The sequence below is a fragment of the Fictibacillus phosphorivorans genome (assembly GCF_007673525.1).
GTDB classification, from domain to species: Bacteria; Bacillota; Bacilli; order Bacillales; family Fictibacillaceae; genus Fictibacillus; species Fictibacillus phosphorivorans_C.
In genome coordinates this window covers 1,691,876-1,711,951 of sequence record NZ_VDZU01000001.1, presented here as the reverse complement: position 1 = coordinate 1,711,951, position 20,076 = coordinate 1,691,876, and the positions used below count along the sequence as shown (strand labels likewise).

Below are 20,076 nucleotides of genomic sequence, written 5' to 3'. Positions count from 1 at the left end.
TTTGGTTTCAAAAAGAAAATCATCTCTAGTAGAAAGAGATGATTGCTTTTAAAGTTAATGCCTACAAATATTTTTTAAAGCCTCTACTAACAGAACCATCAAAGCCTTCTCGTTCAAAGAACTGATGAGCTCTGTCTCGCTTTGAACTACTCAAAAGCATGATTCTGTGACAGTCGATCGAACGGCAATAATCTTCAACATGTTGTAAAAGTTTTCTGCCTATATTTCGACCACGAAAATCCTCATGTACGATAATATTTTCAACGACTCCGTAGGGTCGATAACCATGCAATGCTTGCAGGCATATGTTTAATGTCAGTGTTCCTATCAGTTCTCCATCTTCCTCATAAACAAATAGAAAATTGTTACGATCACGCCTGATTGTCTCGATCTGTTCTTCTCTAACTTTCATCTTCTTACTATTCGGCACTAACATCCGGTAAAGTTCAACCAATTTATCTTTATCCCTTTTTTCTGCTTCACGAATCATACTGGATACTCCTTCTATATATTTTATGTTGTATTTGATTCGTTAAAGGGAGAAAGATGTCCTCCTATTCCCACTTTTCTGCATGAAACATGAGTTGAGGGCAAAAAAGGCTGTTTTCTAAAAGATTGTTGCTTTAGAGTTATTATTCTTCCTTCTTTGACTTTTTGATTGTAGTGGAAGGTGCGTGTCTACCACATGAGATACTTCTTGCAAGGCATGCGACGAGGAATCTTACTACGTAGTATTAACTTGTAGACGCAGGAGCAAGAAACCTCTAAAGGTGCGCAGGTGAGACACTTATTCGGAAACGTACGAATGTGGCTCACCGCCTGCCCCTCGGAAAGCGAGCATCTGCAAAGGAAATCAGCTACTGTCGAAAACAACAATGAATAAGAAATCAGCCAAAAAAAAGAAGAAGCAAAAAAATCTGCTTCTTCTTTCATCTTATTCCATCCAATCATCCAGTTCTGACACGAGTTCATCGATCGGTTTGATCGATACAGGAAGCTTTGGCAGTGATTGAATGAAGGATTTTCCGTATCTCGTCTCGATCATTCTTCGGTCGAACACGAACACGGCTCCTTTATCTCGGCTGCTTCTCACTAATCGTCCGAACCCTTGCTTAAAGCGTATGATCGCTTGCGGAAGGGAAAGATCATAGAACGGATTCCCGCCTTCTGCTTTCAACTTCTCGCTTTTCGCGGCCATCACAGGCTGATCAGGCGGTGTGAACGGCAATCGGATGATCACGAGACAGGAAAGATCGTCACCCGGGATATCGATTCCCTCCCAAAAACTGTTCGTCCCAAACAGGATGCTGTTATCAAATCGCTGGAAGTTCTTTGTAAGACGCGCACGGCTTCCAGAGTCAACGCCTTGTGCGATCAATACGAACTCTTCGGCATCCATCAAACTTTTGAACGCTCCGTGAGTCTCTCTCAACATCTCGTATGAAGTGAACAGGACGAGCATGCGTCCTTTCGTTACTTTTGCGATCTCGTACAGAGAAGACGAGATTTTTTTAACGAACGTTTTTTGATCCACTTCATTAATGAGCGGAATGTCAGTTGGAACCATCAGCTTCGCTTGTTGTTCATATTGAAATGGTGAAGGCAGCTGTGCGCTGATCGGACCAAAGTCTAAAAGTCCAAGTCTCTCACTCAGATAACGGAAACTGTTCTTTACACTCATCGTCGCAGAAGTGAGCACGACCGAGCTCTTCTTACCAAAGAACTTATCAGCTAGAATCTGATCGATCTCAACCGGCTTCGCAAAGAGTGTAACCGCGTGTCTCGGCCCTTTTGACTCTGCTTCCATCCAGTACACTTCTTCAGATAACGGGCAAGACAATAAATGATTCAGATCTGCCATCTCATCTTGCAGATCGTTTAAGATGCCTTCTAGATCGACTAAGAAACCTTTTTGCTGGACCGTTAGATGTTCTTCGTACTGATCAAAGCTCTTCAATACACGTTTTACAGGTTTCACAAGATCACCCATAAACTGACGTGCGCGTGCCTCCATCTCTAAAACTGGTTCCCAAGCGGCAGCTTCGATATCCTGTTTTGTATAACGAAGCGTTAATTTCGTTAACTCTGTAGATCGAGATGATCTGGCTTTTTTTAGACAGATTGTCTTGATTTGCTTGAAGATCTCATCAAGTTCATTCTTTACATCAGAAAATAATGTATCCCAATTAGCAAGATGATGTTCGTATTTTGGAACCTCAAGAAGATCACAGATCTCCCTAAACGTATTCATCATTCCGTCTCCATCCGTCTGCGATAGACGATCTAAGAGCTTAACGAATGAAAAATAATCGGTTTCTTTTCCAAAATGATCGCTCACAACTTCTTCTACATGATGCGCCTCATCTAAGACGACTTCTTTATAAGCGGGCAACAGTTGATTATCAGACTTTAAGTCGGTAAACAACAACGCATGGTTCGTGATCACAAGATCTGATTCATGTGCTGCTCTTCGCTGCTTGTGATAATAACATCTGGAGAACCAAGGACATCTATGGTTCAAGCAAGAGTTGGCATCACTTTTGACCGTGTTCCAAAACAGCTTTCCGCCTGATGCCATCGACAGTTCTTCTACGTCGCCTGTCTCCGTTTCTGTGAGCCATACGATGAGTTGCGCTTTTGTGAAGTTCATATCGTAGTTGTCATCGTGATGATCCATCAGCGTATGTTCAAATTTTCTCAAACATAGATAATGATTTCTTCCTTTAAGAAGAGTCGCTGTAAAATCAAACGGCATGATCCTCTTTAAGAGAGGAACATCGCGTTCTAACAGCTGTTGCTGCAGCTGGACTGTGTGTGTTGAAACGACAAGTGGACGGTCTTTTTCCTTCGCATGTCGTATACCCGGTATGAGATAACCGAGTGATTTTCCTACACCGGTTCCCGCCTCAATCACAAGGTGCTGATTCGTATGAAGCGCCTCGTCCACGAGTTCGACCATTCTCTGCTGACTTTTTCGCACTTCATAATGCTGCATATGCTGCTGAAGCTGATCATGAACTTCTTCGTCTTTAAACTCCGTAAAATCATCATCTGAAGATTGTACAAAATCCGGTCTCTTTTTAAGAGCGAGTTTACGATAAAAATCATATGTGTCTTCATCTGCTAAAAAAGCTGACTTCTCCGCGATCATATCCCCTACGATGCTTTCTAATGAACTTTGAAGTTTCTTTAGAAAAGGTGTGAGCCTCTCAAGTGTTGCGAGCGGAAGATTTTCTAGCTTATCTAGTAGATGAATTAAAAGTCTCGCCGTTACTTCTGCATCACTATCAGCTTGATGGGGGTTAAGGTGTTCTAACCCTAAATAATCGGCAAGCATCCCTAGCTGGTAGCCGTCTGCTCCTAAAAGAAGCAGTCTTGACATCTCAACCGTATCAATCAGCGGCATGGATAGTCTGGAATAGCCAGCATGGTCGAGTTCACCTTGCAGAAACGAATAATCAAACATAACATTATGGGCAACAAAATAAGCTCCTTCTAACATCTGAAGGAGCTTTGGTGCCACTTCTTCAAACAACGGGGCATCTTTCACCATTTCATCGTTGATGCCCGTCAATTGCTCAATAAATGGGGGGATGGGAACGCCTGGCTGGATGAACGTTGAGAATCTGTCCGTTATCTGTCCTGCCTCAACGGCGACCGCACCGATCTGGATAATTCGGTCTCCTTTTGCTGCTGAATTTCCTGTTGTTTCAAAATCGATAACGACAAATCGCCGTGTCATAGCCTTCACCTCATTCCCCTGTGGCTGGTTTATATCAAATTAATAAATAGTAGCCTCAGGTTCAACTCCGAGCATCTCTTGTACACGATTGTTCTTATCCATAATCGCAACTTTCGGTACATGATGTCTTGCTTCGGTCTCATCATACATTCCATAGGAAATAACAATAACAACATCCCCTTCTTGCACGAGACGTGCTGCAGCGCCATTTAAGCACATCACACCAGACCCTCGTTTACCAGGGATAATATACGTTTCAAAACGTGCACCATTATTATTATTTACAATCTGAACTTTTTCGTTCGGAATCATATCAACAGCATCCAAAATATCTTCATCGATCGTGATGCTGCCAACATAGTTTAAATTTGATTCAGTCACCGTGGCACGGTGGATCTTGCCTTTCATTAACGTACGGAACATGTTTCTTCCTCGCTTTCTAGTCTACTTAAAATGTTGTCTATGATGACATTATCAATCAAACGTGCTCTGCTGAATTTTACAGCTACGGCAACGATCAACTTTTTCGATTGGGGTGTAGGAGGAAGAAGTTCAGGATACGAAAGAATCTTGCAATAATCTACAATACCGCTCGTATGTTCCTCCAAGTATTTTATCATCTTTTGTTCGGTCTCACCACTATCACCCTCTAAAAGCCATTTTTTCGCTTTTATAAGAGATTGACTAAGATGTACCGCTTCTTCCCTTTCCGTGTCATCCAGATACACGTTCCTAGAACTCATCGCAAGACCATCAGTCTCACGCTTCGTCTCACAGCCGATCACTTTTATTGGGAAGTTAAAGTCTTCAACAAGACCTTCAATAACCGCTACTTGCTGCGCGTCTTTCAATCCAAAATAAGCGTAATCGGGCGAAACGATATGAAAAAGCTTCGTTAATACTGTCGCCACACCGTCGAAGTGCCCTACTCGACTTTCCCCACATAGCGCATCCACTCGTTTGTTTACAGAAACCGTAACGACTGATTCTTGGGGGTACATCTCTTTCGTATCAGGGAAAAATAGCACATCCGCTCCCGCTTTCAACGCCAATTTCTGATCACGATCAAGATCACGGGGATATCTGTCAAAATCTTCATTTGGCCCGAATTGCAGCGGATTAACAAAGATGCTGACAACGATCACATCAGATTCTTTCTTCGCACGTTCGATCAAGGATAAGTGGCCGTCATGCAGATACCCCATCGTAGGTACGAATCCTATTACTTTTCCAGCTCTTCTTTCTTCAGCGATCAGTTTTTGCATGTCTTTTATTGAATTGATCTGTTTCACGATTGAACTCCTCCGTACAGAGAATGAAGCGTTTCAGCCTTCATGTTAAAGCTGTGACTTTCTTCAGGAAACTGCTGTGTTCTTACGTCTTCTTTATATTTCAAAAGCCCTTCTACCATGACATCCTTCACGTTTCCATACGTTTTCACAAACTTTGGTACATGGTGAAAACCGTAGCCGATCATATCATGGTAGACGAGGACCTGCCCATCTGTATGTTTACCTGCACCGATTCCGATAACAGGAATTCTTAATTTTTTTGTTACGATCTCAGCCAGCTGTTGCGGAACGCATTCTAAAACGATAGCGAACGCCCCAGCTTTTTCAAGCAACAGACTCTCTTCGATCAGTCGTTCTGCATCTCTTTCTTCTTTTCCTTGAACACCATAACCACCCATCACACCTACCATCTGAGGTGTAAGACCAAGGTGTCCCATGACAGGAACTCCAGCGTCAGTCAACCGTTCAACAGTTTGAACGATCTGTTTTCCGCCTTCTACTTTGACTGCTGATGCACCGCTTTCTTGAAGAATTCTTCGTGCGTTGTTCAGCGTTTCATCGATCGAACCGTGATACGTCATAAACGGCATATCTGTTACGATAAACGTGTTCGGCGCGCCGCGCTTTACCGCTTTCGTATGATGGATCATATCATCCATCGTCACGGGAATCGTTGAATCATACCCAAGCACGACCATGCCAAGAGAATCTCCGACTAATAAAAGATCCATCTCCGTTTTTTCACAGATAACGGCAGTCGGATAATCATAAGCCGTTACCATCGTGATCTTTTCGCCATCTCTCTTCATCTTAAGAAAACTTTTCGTCGTTTTCATCATAAAGCCTCCCTGTTTTTAATTGGGCTTTTTCCATAAGCAGTTGTTTTTGAATTTTTTTATTGGGTTCTTTATAGAGAGTTATTCCTCTATGAACCTGATTCATCTTGGCAAGTTGATTGGAGTGCAAGTCGCGAGACTCCTGGGGGATCAGCGGGACAGGTGAGACTCTTAACAGCGCAAAGCGCTAAGAGGCTCACCGCACGCCCCCCGGAAAGCGAGCGCCTGGAACGGAAATCAACATCCTTCAAAAGCAACAAAGCATACGGAATTGCCTTTAACTAACAGGGCCAGAAGTGCAAAAAACCTTCTTTCCAAATAGAGGAAGAAGGCATAGGAAAAATCCTAGACTTTTATTGTTTGCTCCCTCTGTCCCGGTCCTAAATTTGGATCTAGGCAGATATAAGGTTTGTGGTTAAAACTAGACAAGATTAGTGCAGTTCCACATGGATACCGCCTACAACATTATTTTATCACGGACTTTCCTTAAGTAGAAGGAAATTCGATATCAGCTGAATAGATGGAGTGTACGACGCCATGATCGTCTTCTAAAAGCAAAACACCTTCTTCAGTGATTCCTTTTGCATAACCCGTGATCGCTCCTGTTATGGATCTTGCTGTAATTCGTTTGCCTAAACTGAACGCACGAGATTCCCATAACAGCTTGATCACACCAAAACCATTCTCCAAATATTGATGGTATAGGGTTTCGATCTCTTGAAGAAGCACACCAACCACTTCAGCTCGCTTGAATGTTTGTCCGCCTTCAATAGCTAGACTTGTAGCAATCTCTGCGATTTCATCAGAAAAGTGCTGTCGTTCTTGATTCACGTTAATCCCGATGCCGACAATGACCGAATGAATAGAATCAGCTTCAGCTTGAAGTTCTGTTAAGATACCAGCCGATTTTTTACCGCTGATCAAAATGTCGTTCGGCCATTTGATCGCTGCTTCAATGCCTGATACTTTTTCAATCGCTTTTGAAACTGCTACCGCTATTAACAATGTTAGCTGAGGCGCTTTTTGTAGAGGAATGTTAGGCTTTAAGATTAAACTCATCCAAACTCCTGTCCCTTTAGGAGATTGCCACGCTCTTCCTAACCTTCCTCTCCCACCGGTCTGTTCGTCAGCAAGTACAATGCTTCCTTCCACCGCACCATCTCTAGCAAGAGTATGTGCGATCTCTTGTGTACTCTTTACTGATTCTCTGTACGTAATCTTCTTACCGAATGTTCCGTCACCTGTGTATAGTGATACTTCTTCTGCTGTTACTGCATCAGGAGATGTGATCAATCGATATCCTCTTTTTTGTACAGCTTCGATCGTATAACCGTTCTTACGTAGTTCTGATATGTGTTTCCAGATCGCCGTTCTCGAACAATCCAGTTTGTTTGAGATCTCTTGACCTGAAACAAACTTTCCTTCTTGTTCTGTAAGCATGTGCAACAATGCTTCTTTCATCATGGCTCCCACCTTTTTACCCAATCCTTTAGTGTGGATGTGTTGAGTGTTAGTTCACCGTCAACGATTTTTGTCTCCATCTCTTCTAAAAGCTTTCCTAACCAGATGCCCGGTTCACGATTGGTGATCTCTAAAATATCCTGACCATCTAGAGGAATATCTTTTCTAGATGTGATCGGAATCTCACTATATCGCTGATGAAGCTGTTCTTTCACGTTAGCATAGTCTTTCTTTTCCATCGCACTTTTTAACGTGATGCTTGATAAAGCCGTCTCTAAACCATAGCGGTACAAATCCAACTTGCTCCAAGCATCAATATGATAAGCGGCCATTAACTCTCCAACTTTTTTGATCATATGATTTGGAAGTTTCCAACTTTTTAAGAATGCTCTGCTATCGCTCACATCAGATAATAACAAGATCGCTGTCCATCGTTGTTCATCGGATTCTAGCGTGTTCCAAAAGAAATCCTTATAAAGTTCGTTCTGTTTTTCTTGCAGCTCAGTAGGCAAGTGATTTAAAACAGAAGTTTTCTTCATAAATTCGAGAACATTACCCGCTTGTTCACCTTGAAGCAGTTTGATAAATTCGATGGCAATTCGTTCTGTCGAGATACGCTTTAACAAATGAGCTTTTTCTTTGATCGCGTCAATGGTCTTTTTTTCGATTACCATGTTAAATACACTCATGAACCGGCAAGCTCTCATAATACGAAGAGGATCTTCTGAAAAGCGCAGATTCGGATCTCCAACAGTCCGAATCTGCTCTCTCTTAAGATCTTCACGCCCCCCAAAATGATCGATCAACTGAAAAGAAGTATCCATCGCCATTGCATTGAAGGTGAAATCTCTTCTAGAGAGATCTTCTTTCAGGTCATCGACAAACCACACTTTAGACGGTCTTCTATAATCCTTATACTCATCTTCTTTTCTGAACGTTGTAACTTCATAAGACACAGATTCGTGTCTCACGATAACCGTTCCGTGTTCGATACCGACCGGAATGGTCTTAGGAAATATTCGTTGAACGTCTTCTGGTCTAGCAGAACTCGCAATATCGATATCTTTGATGTGACGCTGAAGTAAGAGGTCTCGTACACAACCTCCAACAAAATAAGCGCTGAAACCTTCTTCTTCCAACCTCTTTAATACCGGCAATGCGTTTTCGAACATCTGGTTCATACCGAACGATCCTCTATCAATGAATAATAAATATCTTCATAGATCGAGACGATTTTGTCAGATAAGAAGTTCTCTTTTACATGTCTAACGGAATTTTCTCTGAACGCCATTAATTTTTCTTCATCCTTTAACAGAGCTATCGCTTTTTCGGCTACTGATTCTGGACACCCTAGCTCCACCATATAACCAGTCTCGCCATCAACGATCACCTCTGGAATCCCACCGATATTGGTTCCGATAACGGGTACACCGCATGCCATCGCTTCTAGCAGTACGAGCCCAAAGCTTTCTTTTTCAGAAAGAAGGAGCTTCAGATCGCAAATAGAGAACAGTTCACCGACATTCTCTTGTTTACCTAAGAACAACACATCATCTTCAATATCGAGCTCACGCACAAGTTCGCATGCCGTTGTTAGTTCTGGACCGTTTCCGATCAACAATAGCTTTGAAGTAAGCTCTTTTCGGATAAGAGCGAACGACTTGATAACATCTTCTAACCTTTTTACTTTTCTAAAATTCGAGATATGAACGATGACTTTTTCGTTCTCATCAATTCCGTACGTTTGTCTTAATTCAGCATTGTTGCTTCTTCTGTAATACACTCTTTCGTCTACAAAGTTATGTACAGGGATGATATCTTTGTTGATATTCAACAACTCTAACGTATCTGCTTTCAGTTGATGAGAAACCGATGTGACTACATCCGATTTCTCGATACCAAACTTGATCATTTCACTAAGTGAAGGATCGTAGCCAAGTACCGTAATGTCTGTTCCATGTAAAGTTGTAACGATCTTCATCTCATCGTTAAGCATCTGTTTGGCTAATACCGCACAAACGGCATGAGGAACAGCATAATGAACATGAAGAAGATCAAGCTTTTCTCGTTTTGCCACTTCTGCCATCTTGCTCGCTAAAGCTAGATCATATGGCGGATATTTAAACACAGAATAATGGTTTACTTCTACTTCATGAAAGAAGATGTTCGGATAAAATTTTCCTAGACGAAAAGGAACACTTGATGTAATAAAATGAATCTCGTGTCCTTTTTCTGCTAATAGTTTTCCTAGTTCTGTCGCTACCACCCCTGATCCGCCTACGGTCGGATAACAAGTGATGCCGATTTTTAACGTCATAGACTTTCTCCTTATAGATGGTTAGTTATATACGTTTGTTCGGGGATGAACCCTTCTGCATAACTGACACCAGCTTCAAGACCAAACAGTTTGTCGCGGGATTCCACACGTTCGATGTAACCATTCGTCAGCGGTGTATCGATGCTATCCAATGTTTTCACAAACTGAGACGGATAAGCTTTCAGTGCCTCGATCTTCGCTTTGTAAGACCCTGTTACATCGACAAAGAGTTGTGGTCTCTCTGCACTGTTGATCATGTAATAAAATATATTTTTTACTTTGTGTGAAGGCAGATGTTTCGGATCTTGAATATTTTTTATGCCAGCAGAAAAGACTGCTTCTTTTACGAGACGAGCACAGTTTCCGTGGTCTGGATGCCGATCGACCCAATAGGGAGCGAACACATATTGCGGCTTATGCTCACGAATCACGGACACGAGCTTTAGAATATAGTCTTCTTGCATGTATAGTCCACGGTCAGGCAACTGTAAATTACTTCTTGTCCTTACACCTAAAAGGCGAGCTGCTCTTTCAGCCTCTTTTTTTCGGATGTCGACAGTACCGTTCGATGACAGTTCTGCTTCTGTTAAGTCGCAGATGATCACGTTACGGCCTCTCTCTGTTTCTGCTTTAATCGTCGCACCCATGCCGATCTCGACATCATCTGAATGTGCGCCAAAAGCAAGCCAGCTTTCTACGGTCATTTTTTCTCTGACTCTCTTTCATCTATTATTTTTCTCCAATCCAGATCTCCTCGTTCAAGTGAACGAATAAAAAGCTCTGCTGAAGCCAAGTTCGTTGCAAGCGGAATCTGATACACATCACATAAACGCATCAGTGCTGATACATCAGGCTCATGAGGCTGTGCGGTCAAAGGATCTCTGAAAAATAGAACCAGATCAAGATCGTTTTCAGCGATCAACGCTCCGATCTGCTGATCGCCTCCTAGTGGACCCGATTGAAAACGTTTGATATCAAGCCCCGTCGCTTCGTTTATTTTAAATCCTGTTGTTCCTGTCGCAAACAGTGTATGATCCTTTAAGATCGGAGCGTATGCGACGGTAAAATTAATCATATCGTTCTTTTTCTTATCGTGCGCAATAAGAGCTATTTTCATAGTATCCCCTCTTATTCCATAATATTTTCAAGACCGTATACAAGGCCTTCAATGTTCATTACACTTTCTACCGCAAGTCGAACCCCTGGCATGAATGATGTTCTGTTCATAGAATCATGACGGATCGTCAAGACTTGACCCTCACCACCGAAGATGACTTCTTGATGCGCGACCAGTCCAGGTAATCTTACACTATGAATACGAATCCCTTCTAGTTCAGCGCCTCGTGCGCCTTTAAGGTCCTCTTTTTCATCAGGATGACCTTGTTTCTTTTCATCTCGCACTTCTGTTATCAGTTGTGCTGTTTTTAATGCCGTTCCTGACGGCGCATCCAGCTTTTGATCATGATGCTTTTCAATGATCTCGATATCCGGAAGGTATTTCGCTGCCATTTGAGAAAACTTCATCATTAAGATCGCACCGATCGCAAAGTTTGGCGCAATGATAGCACCTGTTTGTTTTTCTTCAGCTAACGCTTTTAGTCGCTCTAGGTCTTCATTTGAAAAGCCGGTTGTTCCGATCACCGTGCGCAGACCATGCTTTAGAGCAAGTTCAAGATGTTTTTTGCCGATATCTGGTCGTGTAAGATCAACAACGACATCTGCTTCAATTGAAGCAAAGCAGTTTTCCATATCATCATACACTGGTGCCTCCATAGATTGCGGTGCACCTGACAGATCTTTTACTTGAAGACCGTCATTCTTTGAATCTACAGCTGCCACAAGTTCAAAATGAGGAGTTTCCTCGATCATCTTCAACGCTTCTTGACCCATCTTTCCTCTTGGTCCTGCAAGTATGATACGAATATTATTCATGAGTAGTCTCTCCTTCTTTTTTTGTCCATCTGTCTTTGTCACGTGTTTCAAACTTATGCATAACGGTTTTCAACGCATCATCTAGATCTATATTCAAGGAGTTCGCAAGACAGATCAAAACAAAGAACATATCTCCAAGTTCTTCTTCAACCGTCTTCTTATCCTCTGTGGATTTCTTCGGTTTCTCTCCATAGTGATGATTCACTTCACGGGCAAGTTCACCTAATTCTTCTGTTAATCGTGCAAGCATAGCTAAAGGACTGAAATAGCCTTCTTTAAACTGTGATATGTATTGATCTACAACGTCCTGACTCTCTTTTAATGTACGATTGGCCATGATGTTGACACTCCTCATTCAATATTAGTCTTCTTTATGTTATCGGTATTTTTTCTGTTTGACAAATTTCATGAAATTTCGCTTATAATAGGAAGGCATGACTAAAAATAACCTCAGTATTTTTGTAGAAAGTAGGCCTCCTATGACTTATCCAATCAAACTAAAAAATATTTTATTCATCTTACTTGGTGCTGCCATCTTCTCGTTTGGAATCGTTCACTTTAATATGACGAACAATTTAGCAGAAGGTGGTTTTACAGGGATCACGCTTATTCTCTATTTTCTTTTTTCAATCGATCCTTCTTATTCTAACCTGGCACTCAACATTCCATTGTTCTTTGTCGGCTGGAAGCTGCTTGGCAGAAACGCCTTTATCTATACGATCATCGGAACAGTTGCCGTATCGGTGTTTTTGTTTATCTTTCAGCGTTTCTCATTCGTTACGATCAACCTTAAAGAGGACATGACACTTGCTGCATTATTTGCTGGTGTATTTATCGGAGTCGGACTAGGAATCATCTTCCGCTTTGGTGGAACGACTGGCGGTGTGGATATCATCGCGAGACTCGGTCATAAATTTTTAGGCTGGAGCATGGGTAAGACGATGTTCATCTTTGATTTCGTGGTTATCGCGATTTCTCTCGTCTACTTAGATTATAAAGAAGCGATGTACACACTCGTTGCTGTTTTCATCGGTGCACGAGTGATCGACTTTATGCAAGAAGGCGCTTATGCTGGTAAAGCCGTCATGATCTTTTCTGATAAAAATACCGAGATCGCAGCAGATATTATCAAAGAATTGGACCGTGGTGCGACCATCTTAAACGGTAAAGGTTCTTTTACAGGAAATATCCGGGAAGTACTGTACTGCGTTATCGCTAAGAACGAGATCGTCCGCATCAAGCAAGTGATAGAGCGCATTGATCCCCATGCATTTGTTACTGTAAATGATGTTCATGAAGTCATAGGAGAAGGTTTCACTTTAGATGCTGATAAGAATCCGATAGGCAGATAGAAAAAAAGCTCCCGATTATGTATCGGGAGCTTTTTTGTTAGTCTTGTATTAATCGTCTTGGTTCATCCCTAAGAACATGAAGATGAATCGTGCTAGTTCTAGTAATGCTACTAGCGCACCAGCTACATAAGTTAAGGCAGCAGCGTTTAGTACTTTACGTGCTCCTCGCTCTTCGTTGTTACGGATCAGACCCGTTGAAACGATCTGGTCCATCGCACGAGAGCTTGCATTGAACTCAACAGGCAGAGTAACGAACTGGAACAATACAGCTACTGACATGAAGATGATCCCTAGAAGGAACATATTCATAGAGCTTAAAAGCATACCACCAAGAATCAATAGAAACGAAAAGTTAGATCCGATGTTAGCTACAGGAACGAGCGCATGTCTGAAGCGTAAGAACGCATACCCTTCTGCATCTTGAATCGCATGCCCAACTTCATGGGCTGCAACCGCTGCACCTGCAATCGAACTTCCGTAATAGTTATCTTCAGATAAACGAACTACTTTGCTGCGAGGGTCGTAATGATCAGATAACATCCCTCTAACTGGCTCTACTTGAACACTGTAAAGTCCATTTTGGTCTAAGATCTCTCTTGCAACTTCTGCACCCGTCTTACCTGTGCTGTTACTGACTTTTGAATACTTTTTGTACGTGCTTTTCACTCGCATCTGAGCCCAGATTGGAACGATAAGCAAAATTGCGAAGTAGATTAAAAATCCACCCATCGTTGGCATTCCTCCATATAAAAAGCTTTTGATACTCACATTTTACGTTTTCAGCTCACAGTTTGTCAAAGAATACGCATGACTCATGACCCATTACCGTTTATCCGGCACTCGCAACTCATCCTGCTGATCACCTTTGTATTTTCTCCATCCTACGTAAGCTAGTGTTGATGATATGATTCCACCGATTGAAAATATTAGCCAAAAGAGAGACGGTTCTGAGTTATCTTTTTTCGCGAAGAATAGTGCTTCAAAGTCAGCAGCTGCTGTCTCAAGCTGTTTTTGATGAGCAGTATCCTTAAGTATTTGACTGCGGTTAGTATCTACGTAAGAAACGTGTTCATCCAGCTTTTGAAGATCTTCATCTTTCAGGTCGACCATGAGTGCCGGTCTGACCGTTTCGTACCTCTCGAGTAAAAGGTTAGCAGCTTGATGAAAGGTTACTGAATCATCCTCACTGATTCCTTTTTCCATCGTGATAAAAGGCTCTAGCATCATCAGCCCTGTTTTTTTCCATAACGGCTCATAATCAGTCTGAAGGGCATCCACTAATAATCGAACCTCTGTAAGCTTGTTTAGCTTTTTTTCTTTTGACCATTCGGGATTCTGAAGAGAAGACACAGCATCTCTGAACGTATATTCAACGAGACGCTTCTGTTCCGGTCTCAAGGACAAGACATCTTCAATATGAATGATGTTGGCGGAAGTAAACTGCAACACACCCGCAGCTTCTTCATACCTTTCTATCTTACCAAGCTCCCAGATCTCACTCGTTAGTTCATTGATCTCAGACCAATCCTTCGTTTCTGTATGATTTGACGCAAGTGCTGGCAAAGCAAGTCCAAAAACCATACAAAGAACCATCAATGCCCATCCAAACCTTCTCATCCGTTGTCCCTCCTGTACCCTTATAATTAAAACGTATGAGAGCTGGGACAAGGATAGACCTATAATTAAGGATTGGGAGCGTGCATTATGCTTTTCTCATTTTCCAAACAATGAAGATTGAAAGTACAGACAACCAAAAGGTTAAGTAACCGATCATATCTTGATACGGATCAAGAATGTCATATCTCGGCATCATATCAAACACATAGTCGATGATCTCGTTATGAAAAAGGACGAGAGCAGCAAGTGTTACGTGCCAACCCTTAATCTTATAAAACGGAGCATAAAGCAGCCCTTGAACCGCCATGCCAAGGTGTGAAAAGATAAGCATGTAGTTAATAAGATCGAGAGGAGTTCCAACAAGAGCTCCACCAAGATTCATCCCAACAGCCCATATGCCATACTTAAAAAGCGTCGCAACAGCCAACGCCTCGATCACTCCATGCTGTTTATCCCTCAAAAAACCGATGATAACAAAAATAAAAAACAAAGATGCTGTCGGACTATCGGGGACGAAAGGCAAAAAGTACCAAGGTGTCTCTTGCAGCTGATACAGGTACCAATAATAGCCATAGATCGTGCCTAGTATGTTGATTAAAAGAAGTGAAAGTAAAAACATTCGATCCATGATGATCGTTCGAATCCAAGACATAATCACATACTCCTTCTTTTTCTAAGTTCAGAAAAAAAGCCGGCCCATACCGAGCCGGCTTCTACCATTTACTTTTGTTCTAGTTTTGAGATGAATTCTGCTAATTGTTTTAGCTCATCATCAGAACCTTTAAACGCATTCGGCGGCATGCCTGGCGGCTTACCTTCTTTTGCGATTTTCATGATTTCTTCAGGCTTCAATCCTGTACCGATCAATGAAGGTCCTGATGCTCCACCTGATAACGTGTTACCATGGCAGCCTACGCAACTCTGCTGTTGGTAGATCTTGTATCCAGGGTCGTTTTCATCAAAACTTACATCAACGATCTTACCTTGAGTCTTCGCTTTTTCCCAATCGTGCGTCACAACAGATTCCCATGTTAAATATGTAACAGAGATCAAACCTAATAACATTAATCCAGTTGCGATCGGACGTTTAGAAGGACGTCGCTCCAACCCTTTGTCTAAGAATGGCGCAAGCATTAACGCACCAAATGCTAGACCCGGTATAATAACAGTACCGATAAGAACATAATCCCCTGCCGCATACTTGTACTTCAGAAGCTGGTATAAAAATAGGAAGTACCAGTCTGGTAGAGGAATATATCCAGCATCGGTAGGATCTGCTTTTTTCTCCAAAGGAGATTCATGGACGATTGTTAGTATGAGGTATCCGATTAAGAATACGGCTCCTACCATCCATTCTTTTAAAAGAAAGTTTGGCCAGAACGCTTCCGTTTTTCCCGGAAACTCCGAATAGTCTTTAGGAATATTCGGCTTGCGCTCAGCAGGGACACGTGAGTCACCGACAAACTTCATTCCTTTACCGCGATGCATATATTTCCCTCCTTTGCTCTTATGAAACTTTTAATCTTATGTTTGTTCTTACAACGGTCCGGAAATACCTTGTTTACGGATCATTAAGAAATGGGCACCCATCAAGCCTAACAATGCTGCAGGAAGGAAGAATACGTGAATCGCAAAGAAACGCGTGAGCGTCTGTGCTCCGATAATCTCTCCGCCGGCAAGGAATGTCTTGGCGATCGGACCAACAACAGGAATCGTCATAGCGATCTCAATTCCTACCTTAGTCGCAAATAGCGCTTTCATATCCCAAGGCAATAGATAACCTGTAAAACCTAAACCTAACATAACAAAGAAAATAAGTACTCCAACAACCCAGTTTAATTCTCTTGGCTTCTTATAAGCTCCCTGGAAAAATACGCGCAATGTATGTAGAAACATCATTACGATAACAAGGCTCGCGCCCCAGTGGTGCATTCCGCGTACGATCACTCCAAATGCCACTTCATTTTGCAGGTAATATACGGATTCCCAAGCATTCACGATATCAGGCACATAGTACATCGTTAAGAACATACCTGAAAGAATTTGGATAACCGTGATGAAGAAAGTTAATCCACCGAAACAGTAAACGAACGCAGAAAAATGATGTGCGGGGTTTACGTGTTCAGGTACTTCATGGTCTGCAACATCTCTCCAAAGCGGCGTAATATCCAGGCGCTCATCTACCCAGTCATAAATCTTTTGTAGCATTCATTACGCCCCCTTTCTTGGTTTTGCCTTTCCTAAATAAAGCTTTCCATCTTTCACCTGGCTGTCATATACATCAAGCGGTGCAAGAGGTGCAGTTCCCTTAACATTCGTTCCATCCTTCGTATAACGGCCTAAGTGGCAAGGACAGAAGAACTGGTTAGGGTGCGATGGATCTGTATTCCAGTCTACCGTACAACCTAGATGTTTACAGATTGGAGAAAGTGCGATAATATCACCATTCTTCGCTTTATAAACCCAGGCAGATTGAGTGACATCAGACTCGTACCAGCCATCTTTTTGTTTGATTTTAAAATCGAAACGCTTTGGTTCGTTCGCGATCTCTTCCATGCTCGTAACCGCTACCAATTCTTGATCTGTTCCCTCTTTTAGAATCGGATCAAGGGCGAAACGGACCATTGGCATAAGCATGCCGGCAGCCATAAATCCGCCTACGCCAGTTAATGTGTAGTTTAAGAACTGACGTCTTGAAATATCTTCCTTTGACATTGTTTTCCCCCCCTTATGCTGTAAATGACGGTCCATCCGGACTTTTACACACATATTACTAGGACATAAACATGATAGCTTATGTTGTCTTTTAATGTCAATATGACATGTGGTAAATATTACGAATTTATACTTCTCTGCCAATCGTTGAAAATGAGTTGAAACAACGGTTTTACCTGCTCTTTTATCACCTCAAGTTTATACTTCTCGTCCATGGTTTCTAGTGGCAGAGCGGGAACCCAGAACAATTGACCAGAAAGTTGCTGTTCGAACTCTTTCCAATACACATCACTTGTCATGAGGAAGATATGTTTAAAATGTCCCGAGTTTTTTACGTGCTCTATGAAACTAGTTAATAGATCCAGAGAACTTTCATCCTTTACATATGTAAAATTAGGTGATAAAAACAACCTGCCATGCAGCTGACGCTCGATCTCTGATGTTAACAGTTCTGTATACTCAGACATCGTCACACTGGATTTGAACTCGTGGGAGAAACTGACTGGTGTTAACGGAATGAGAATCGAGTCCACATACTCACCAGATTTTAAGAACACATCTGCGTCTTTCGTTTTCCATTTCATAAAAAAATCTCCTTACTTGGTATGTACTGCTTCTTATCGTACCATATATCTCTGGCTGGTAATGAGATTCTCAATGAAAATAGGTATTTTTACAGATGTCGAAATATGTCTAGGAATGTCGACTCGCGGATTAAAGCGAAAAACTTCTGGATAAAGTGACCAAACTTTAGGATTGCAGGCTAAAACTCGTGGATTCAAAGCAAGAATTTGTGGATTGGTTGCAAAACAAGCTTGGCTGAGACCAACAATATCGTGTGTGCACCCTTTCACAGAAGTCATATAACGCACAAAAAAGACGACTCTTTCTTAAGAGTCGCCTCACACAACTAGGATGGCTGTTTTTCTAAATTTTTTAGTTCATTCGTCCATTTTGTAAAGCTGTCATAATCCTTTTGGTCTAGTGCGGCATCGATCTTTGCCATAATATCATTCTTACGGTAGGTTTCAATCGACTTTTCTAATACCATTTCCGCCCATATGCCGTATTTTTTGTCCATAGACATATTCTGAGGCAAGTGTGGATTTTCTTCTAAAACCGAAGCGTACTCGGGCGTCAGACGTGATGCGTTAAAATTAAGTTCAAGATAGATCTCTTCTTCTTGGTTCAAGCGGATGTCGTGAAATGATTTTTCGGCATCAGTCGTTAGAACATTTTGCTTGTAAAAACGGAATGGAACTCCGTCTGTGCATTGAGTTGACATGATTATGGCCTTTGGACAATATTCAGCTTTCTCTACAAAATGTACCTTCTCCATCAGTTGGTCATCACTAACTAAATAGTTTAATAACCAAACACATTCGCGCTTCTTTAACTGATAATGATTAAGGAACCATTTGATAAAATCCTTTTTTTCAAGGACCGAAACGGTGCTGCTCATTGCAATCCCCCCATCATTCAAAAACACGTCATCTTGATAATAAATATATTCTCTCACTGCTCGTAAAATCCTTCTTCACTTCAGAAAGTTTTAAAAATCTTCCAGTCGATTCAAAACATCCTCAATATCGTCTCGTTCAGGGCTTTGGTTCAACAAATTCTGCAGAATGCTCTTCGCTTTCTTCTGCTCTCCTTCCTCGATGAGGAAGTATGCATATTCTTCTAAGAACACCGGGTCCTCCGTAAACAACAGAGAAGCTTTTTCGAACCATTTTGCAGCCTCTGTATAGTTCTCGGTTTCTTTATTTGCTGTAGCTAGATGCCAGTACATGAGCGGTATCTCTTCTTTCGTTTCAGCCAGAGACTTGTAGAGACTGAGCAGATCTTCAAATCGTTCTTCACGAATGTATTGATCTCCTAACCGCAAGAGTGGTTCGATCCGTGTTGGATTGATTTCAAGTGCTTGTTTCACCCACTGTTCTCCTTGATCAGGATTGTGGAGTTTATAAGCTAACCTTGCCGCTTGTAGATAGATGTTTTCGTTATGTTCATCTCTTTTTAATCCTTCAGTGATAACATCATACGCCTCTGTTAGAGCTCCTTCTTCTTCATATGCTTCAGATAGAACGCTATAAAGGGTCGTATAATCAGGATCCATGTCTTTTAGTTCTTCAAGACTTGCGATCGCTTCTTTAAACTCACCTGCTTTAAAGGCCGTTACTCCATGACCAAATAAGCTGTAAAGATCTTTATGGTGATCCAGACCTTTTCTATAGAATGGAAGTGATTCTTCAAATTTACCTGCTCTGCTTAATGCTTCGGCATATCGTAATGTAACATCTTCTATTTCAGCTTTTTCATCGATCGCTACTTTTAATAGTGGCAAACTTGAATCAAATTTACCTTGCCTTAAATAAAAATCACCTAAAGCATAAGCAAGTACAGGATGTTTCTGGTCCTTTTGATGCGCTTCAGTAAGCTTACGTTCTGCTACTTCTGTCAGTCCAAGACTTTCATACAGATCTGCTTGAAGAATTAGTGCTCTAAGATATTCATCATCATCTTCATTTACTTGATCTAAATACTCGATCGCTTTCTCATCCATTCCTTCATCTAAGCAGCATTCTGCAATAGAAACGAGCAGTTCGCCGTCCCCAGGGTACTTTTCTAGCAACTCATTAAAAAGGTTCATCGCTTCGGTTGTATGGCCCCAGTTCAAATAAACTTCGGCAATCTCGAACTTTTCTGGATCTAGAGCTTTTTGTTTTATTTTTTCTAAAAGCGACATTCCTTTTTCTACGTCACCATGTTCAACAAGCCTTATTGCATCTTGGATTTCGTTCACTGATAA

General features: G+C 41.7%; 22 protein-coding genes. 1 reads left to right on the top strand and 21 read right to left on the bottom strand.

Translation table 11 applies throughout. The features are described from left to right. Positions 1-61: 61 nt before the first annotated feature. From FS458_RS08380 to FS458_RS08325, 12 genes are all read right to left on the bottom strand, one after another. Positions 62-490 carry a GNAT family N-acetyltransferase gene (locus FS458_RS08380; protein ID WP_144699426.1) on the bottom strand — a complete coding sequence of 143 codons (429 nt, stop codon included), beginning with the start codon at positions 488-490 and terminating at the stop codon, positions 62-64. 444 nt (positions 491-934) lie between these two features. After that, positions 935-3,742: an ATP-dependent DNA helicase DinG gene (gene dinG / locus FS458_RS08375; protein ID WP_144699423.1), complete on the bottom strand. Its 2,808-nt coding sequence runs from the start codon at positions 3,740-3,742 to the stop codon at positions 935-937. A 39-nt stretch (positions 3,743-3,781) separates the two neighbouring features. Further along, entirely contained in the window at positions 3,782-4,165 is a 384-nt protein-coding gene (gene panD, locus FS458_RS08370) for an aspartate 1-decarboxylase (RefSeq protein ID WP_066395605.1), read from the bottom strand. Beyond that, positions 4,150-5,034 (bottom strand): pantoate--beta-alanine ligase, encoded by an 885-nt coding sequence (gene panC / locus FS458_RS08365; protein WP_144699421.1) that lies wholly within the window; start codon positions 5,032-5,034, stop codon positions 4,150-4,152. Before panC ends, panD begins: the two co-directional genes overlap by 16 nt. Beyond that, the gene (panB, locus tag FS458_RS08360; protein ID WP_144699419.1) at positions 5,031-5,870 is read right to left on the bottom strand and encodes a 3-methyl-2-oxobutanoate hydroxymethyltransferase; all 840 of its coding nucleotides are present in this window, start codon (positions 5,868-5,870) and stop codon (positions 5,031-5,033) included. Before panB ends, panC begins: the two co-directional genes overlap by 4 nt. Before the next feature lie 486 nt (positions 5,871-6,356). Continuing rightward, positions 6,357-7,343, bottom strand: a complete 987-nt coding sequence (locus FS458_RS08355) for a biotin--[acetyl-CoA-carboxylase] ligase (RefSeq protein WP_144699417.1) — start codon at positions 7,341-7,343, stop codon at positions 6,357-6,359. Beyond that, the gene (locus tag FS458_RS08350) at positions 7,331-8,512 is read right to left on the bottom strand and encodes a CCA tRNA nucleotidyltransferase (protein ID WP_144699415.1); all 1,182 of its coding nucleotides are present in this window, start codon (positions 8,510-8,512) and stop codon (positions 7,331-7,333) included. Before FS458_RS08350 ends, FS458_RS08355 begins: the two co-directional genes overlap by 13 nt. Next, positions 8,509-9,648 carry an N-acetyl-alpha-D-glucosaminyl L-malate synthase BshA gene (gene bshA, locus FS458_RS08345; protein WP_144699413.1) on the bottom strand — a complete coding sequence of 380 codons (1,140 nt, stop codon included), beginning with the start codon at positions 9,646-9,648 and terminating at the stop codon, positions 8,509-8,511. Before bshA ends, FS458_RS08350 begins: the two co-directional genes overlap by 4 nt. Before the next feature lie 11 nt (positions 9,649-9,659). Further along, complete coding sequence (gene bshB1 / locus FS458_RS08340) at positions 9,660-10,352, bottom strand: bacillithiol biosynthesis deacetylase BshB1 (RefSeq protein ID WP_144699411.1); 693 nt, start codon at positions 10,350-10,352, stop codon at positions 9,660-9,662. Then, positions 10,349-10,765 (bottom strand): methylglyoxal synthase, encoded by a 417-nt coding sequence (mgsA, locus tag FS458_RS08335; RefSeq protein ID WP_144699408.1) that lies wholly within the window; start codon positions 10,763-10,765, stop codon positions 10,349-10,351. The genes bshB1 and mgsA overlap by 4 nt, the downstream gene beginning before the upstream one ends. Positions 10,766-10,776: 11 nt before the next feature. Then, positions 10,777-11,580 carry a 4-hydroxy-tetrahydrodipicolinate reductase gene (gene dapB / locus FS458_RS08330; RefSeq protein ID WP_144699406.1) on the bottom strand — a complete coding sequence of 268 codons (804 nt, stop codon included), beginning with the start codon at positions 11,578-11,580 and terminating at the stop codon, positions 10,777-10,779. Then, positions 11,573-11,917: a nucleotide pyrophosphohydrolase gene (locus tag FS458_RS08325; protein WP_144699404.1), complete on the bottom strand. Its 345-nt coding sequence runs from the start codon at positions 11,915-11,917 to the stop codon at positions 11,573-11,575. The genes dapB and FS458_RS08325 overlap by 8 nt, the downstream gene beginning before the upstream one ends. A gap of 142 nt (positions 11,918-12,059) precedes the next feature. Between FS458_RS08325 and FS458_RS08320 the strand changes: the two genes are divergently transcribed. Continuing rightward, positions 12,060-12,932: a YitT family protein gene (locus FS458_RS08320; RefSeq protein WP_137789063.1), complete on the top strand. Its 873-nt coding sequence runs from the start codon at positions 12,060-12,062 to the stop codon at positions 12,930-12,932. A 48-nt stretch (positions 12,933-12,980) separates the two neighbouring features. Here FS458_RS08320 and FS458_RS08315 read toward each other — a convergent pair whose 3' ends face one another. From FS458_RS08315 to FS458_RS08275, 9 genes are all read right to left on the bottom strand, one after another. After that, complete coding sequence (locus FS458_RS08315; RefSeq protein WP_137789062.1) at positions 12,981-13,661, bottom strand: zinc metallopeptidase; 681 nt, start codon at positions 13,659-13,661, stop codon at positions 12,981-12,983. 93 nt (positions 13,662-13,754) lie between these two features. Next, positions 13,755-14,549 (bottom strand): sporulation protein YpjB, encoded by a 795-nt coding sequence (locus tag FS458_RS08310; protein ID WP_144699402.1) that lies wholly within the window; start codon positions 14,547-14,549, stop codon positions 13,755-13,757. Between the two features lie 85 nt (positions 14,550-14,634). Continuing rightward, the gene (locus FS458_RS08305) at positions 14,635-15,201 is read right to left on the bottom strand and encodes a DUF1405 domain-containing protein (RefSeq protein WP_144699400.1); all 567 of its coding nucleotides are present in this window, start codon (positions 15,199-15,201) and stop codon (positions 14,635-14,637) included. Positions 15,202-15,269: 68 nt separating this feature from the next. Continuing rightward, complete coding sequence (locus tag FS458_RS08300) at positions 15,270-16,037, bottom strand: menaquinol-cytochrome c reductase cytochrome b/c subunit (protein ID WP_144699398.1); 768 nt, start codon at positions 16,035-16,037, stop codon at positions 15,270-15,272. Between the two features lie 48 nt (positions 16,038-16,085). After that, the gene (qcrB, locus tag FS458_RS08295) at positions 16,086-16,757 is read right to left on the bottom strand and encodes a menaquinol-cytochrome c reductase cytochrome b subunit (RefSeq protein WP_066241815.1); all 672 of its coding nucleotides are present in this window, start codon (positions 16,755-16,757) and stop codon (positions 16,086-16,088) included. Positions 16,758-16,760: 3 nt separating this feature from the next. After that, positions 16,761-17,264, bottom strand: a complete 504-nt coding sequence (locus tag FS458_RS08290) for a ubiquinol-cytochrome c reductase iron-sulfur subunit (protein ID WP_066395637.1) — start codon at positions 17,262-17,264, stop codon at positions 16,761-16,763. Positions 17,265-17,383: 119 nt separating this feature from the next. Then, positions 17,384-17,848 carry a YpiF family protein gene (locus tag FS458_RS08285; RefSeq protein WP_144699396.1) on the bottom strand — a complete coding sequence of 155 codons (465 nt, stop codon included), beginning with the start codon at positions 17,846-17,848 and terminating at the stop codon, positions 17,384-17,386. A 326-nt stretch (positions 17,849-18,174) separates the two neighbouring features. Next, a complete protein-coding gene (locus tag FS458_RS08280) occupies positions 18,175-18,726 on the bottom strand; it encodes a ReoY family proteolytic degradation factor (RefSeq protein WP_066395641.1) in 552 nt (183 codons plus the stop codon). A 90-nt stretch (positions 18,727-18,816) separates the two neighbouring features. After that, a complete protein-coding gene (locus FS458_RS08275) occupies positions 18,817-20,070 on the bottom strand; it encodes a tetratricopeptide repeat protein (RefSeq protein WP_144699394.1) in 1,254 nt (417 codons plus the stop codon). Positions 20,071-20,076: the final 6 nt, after the last annotated feature.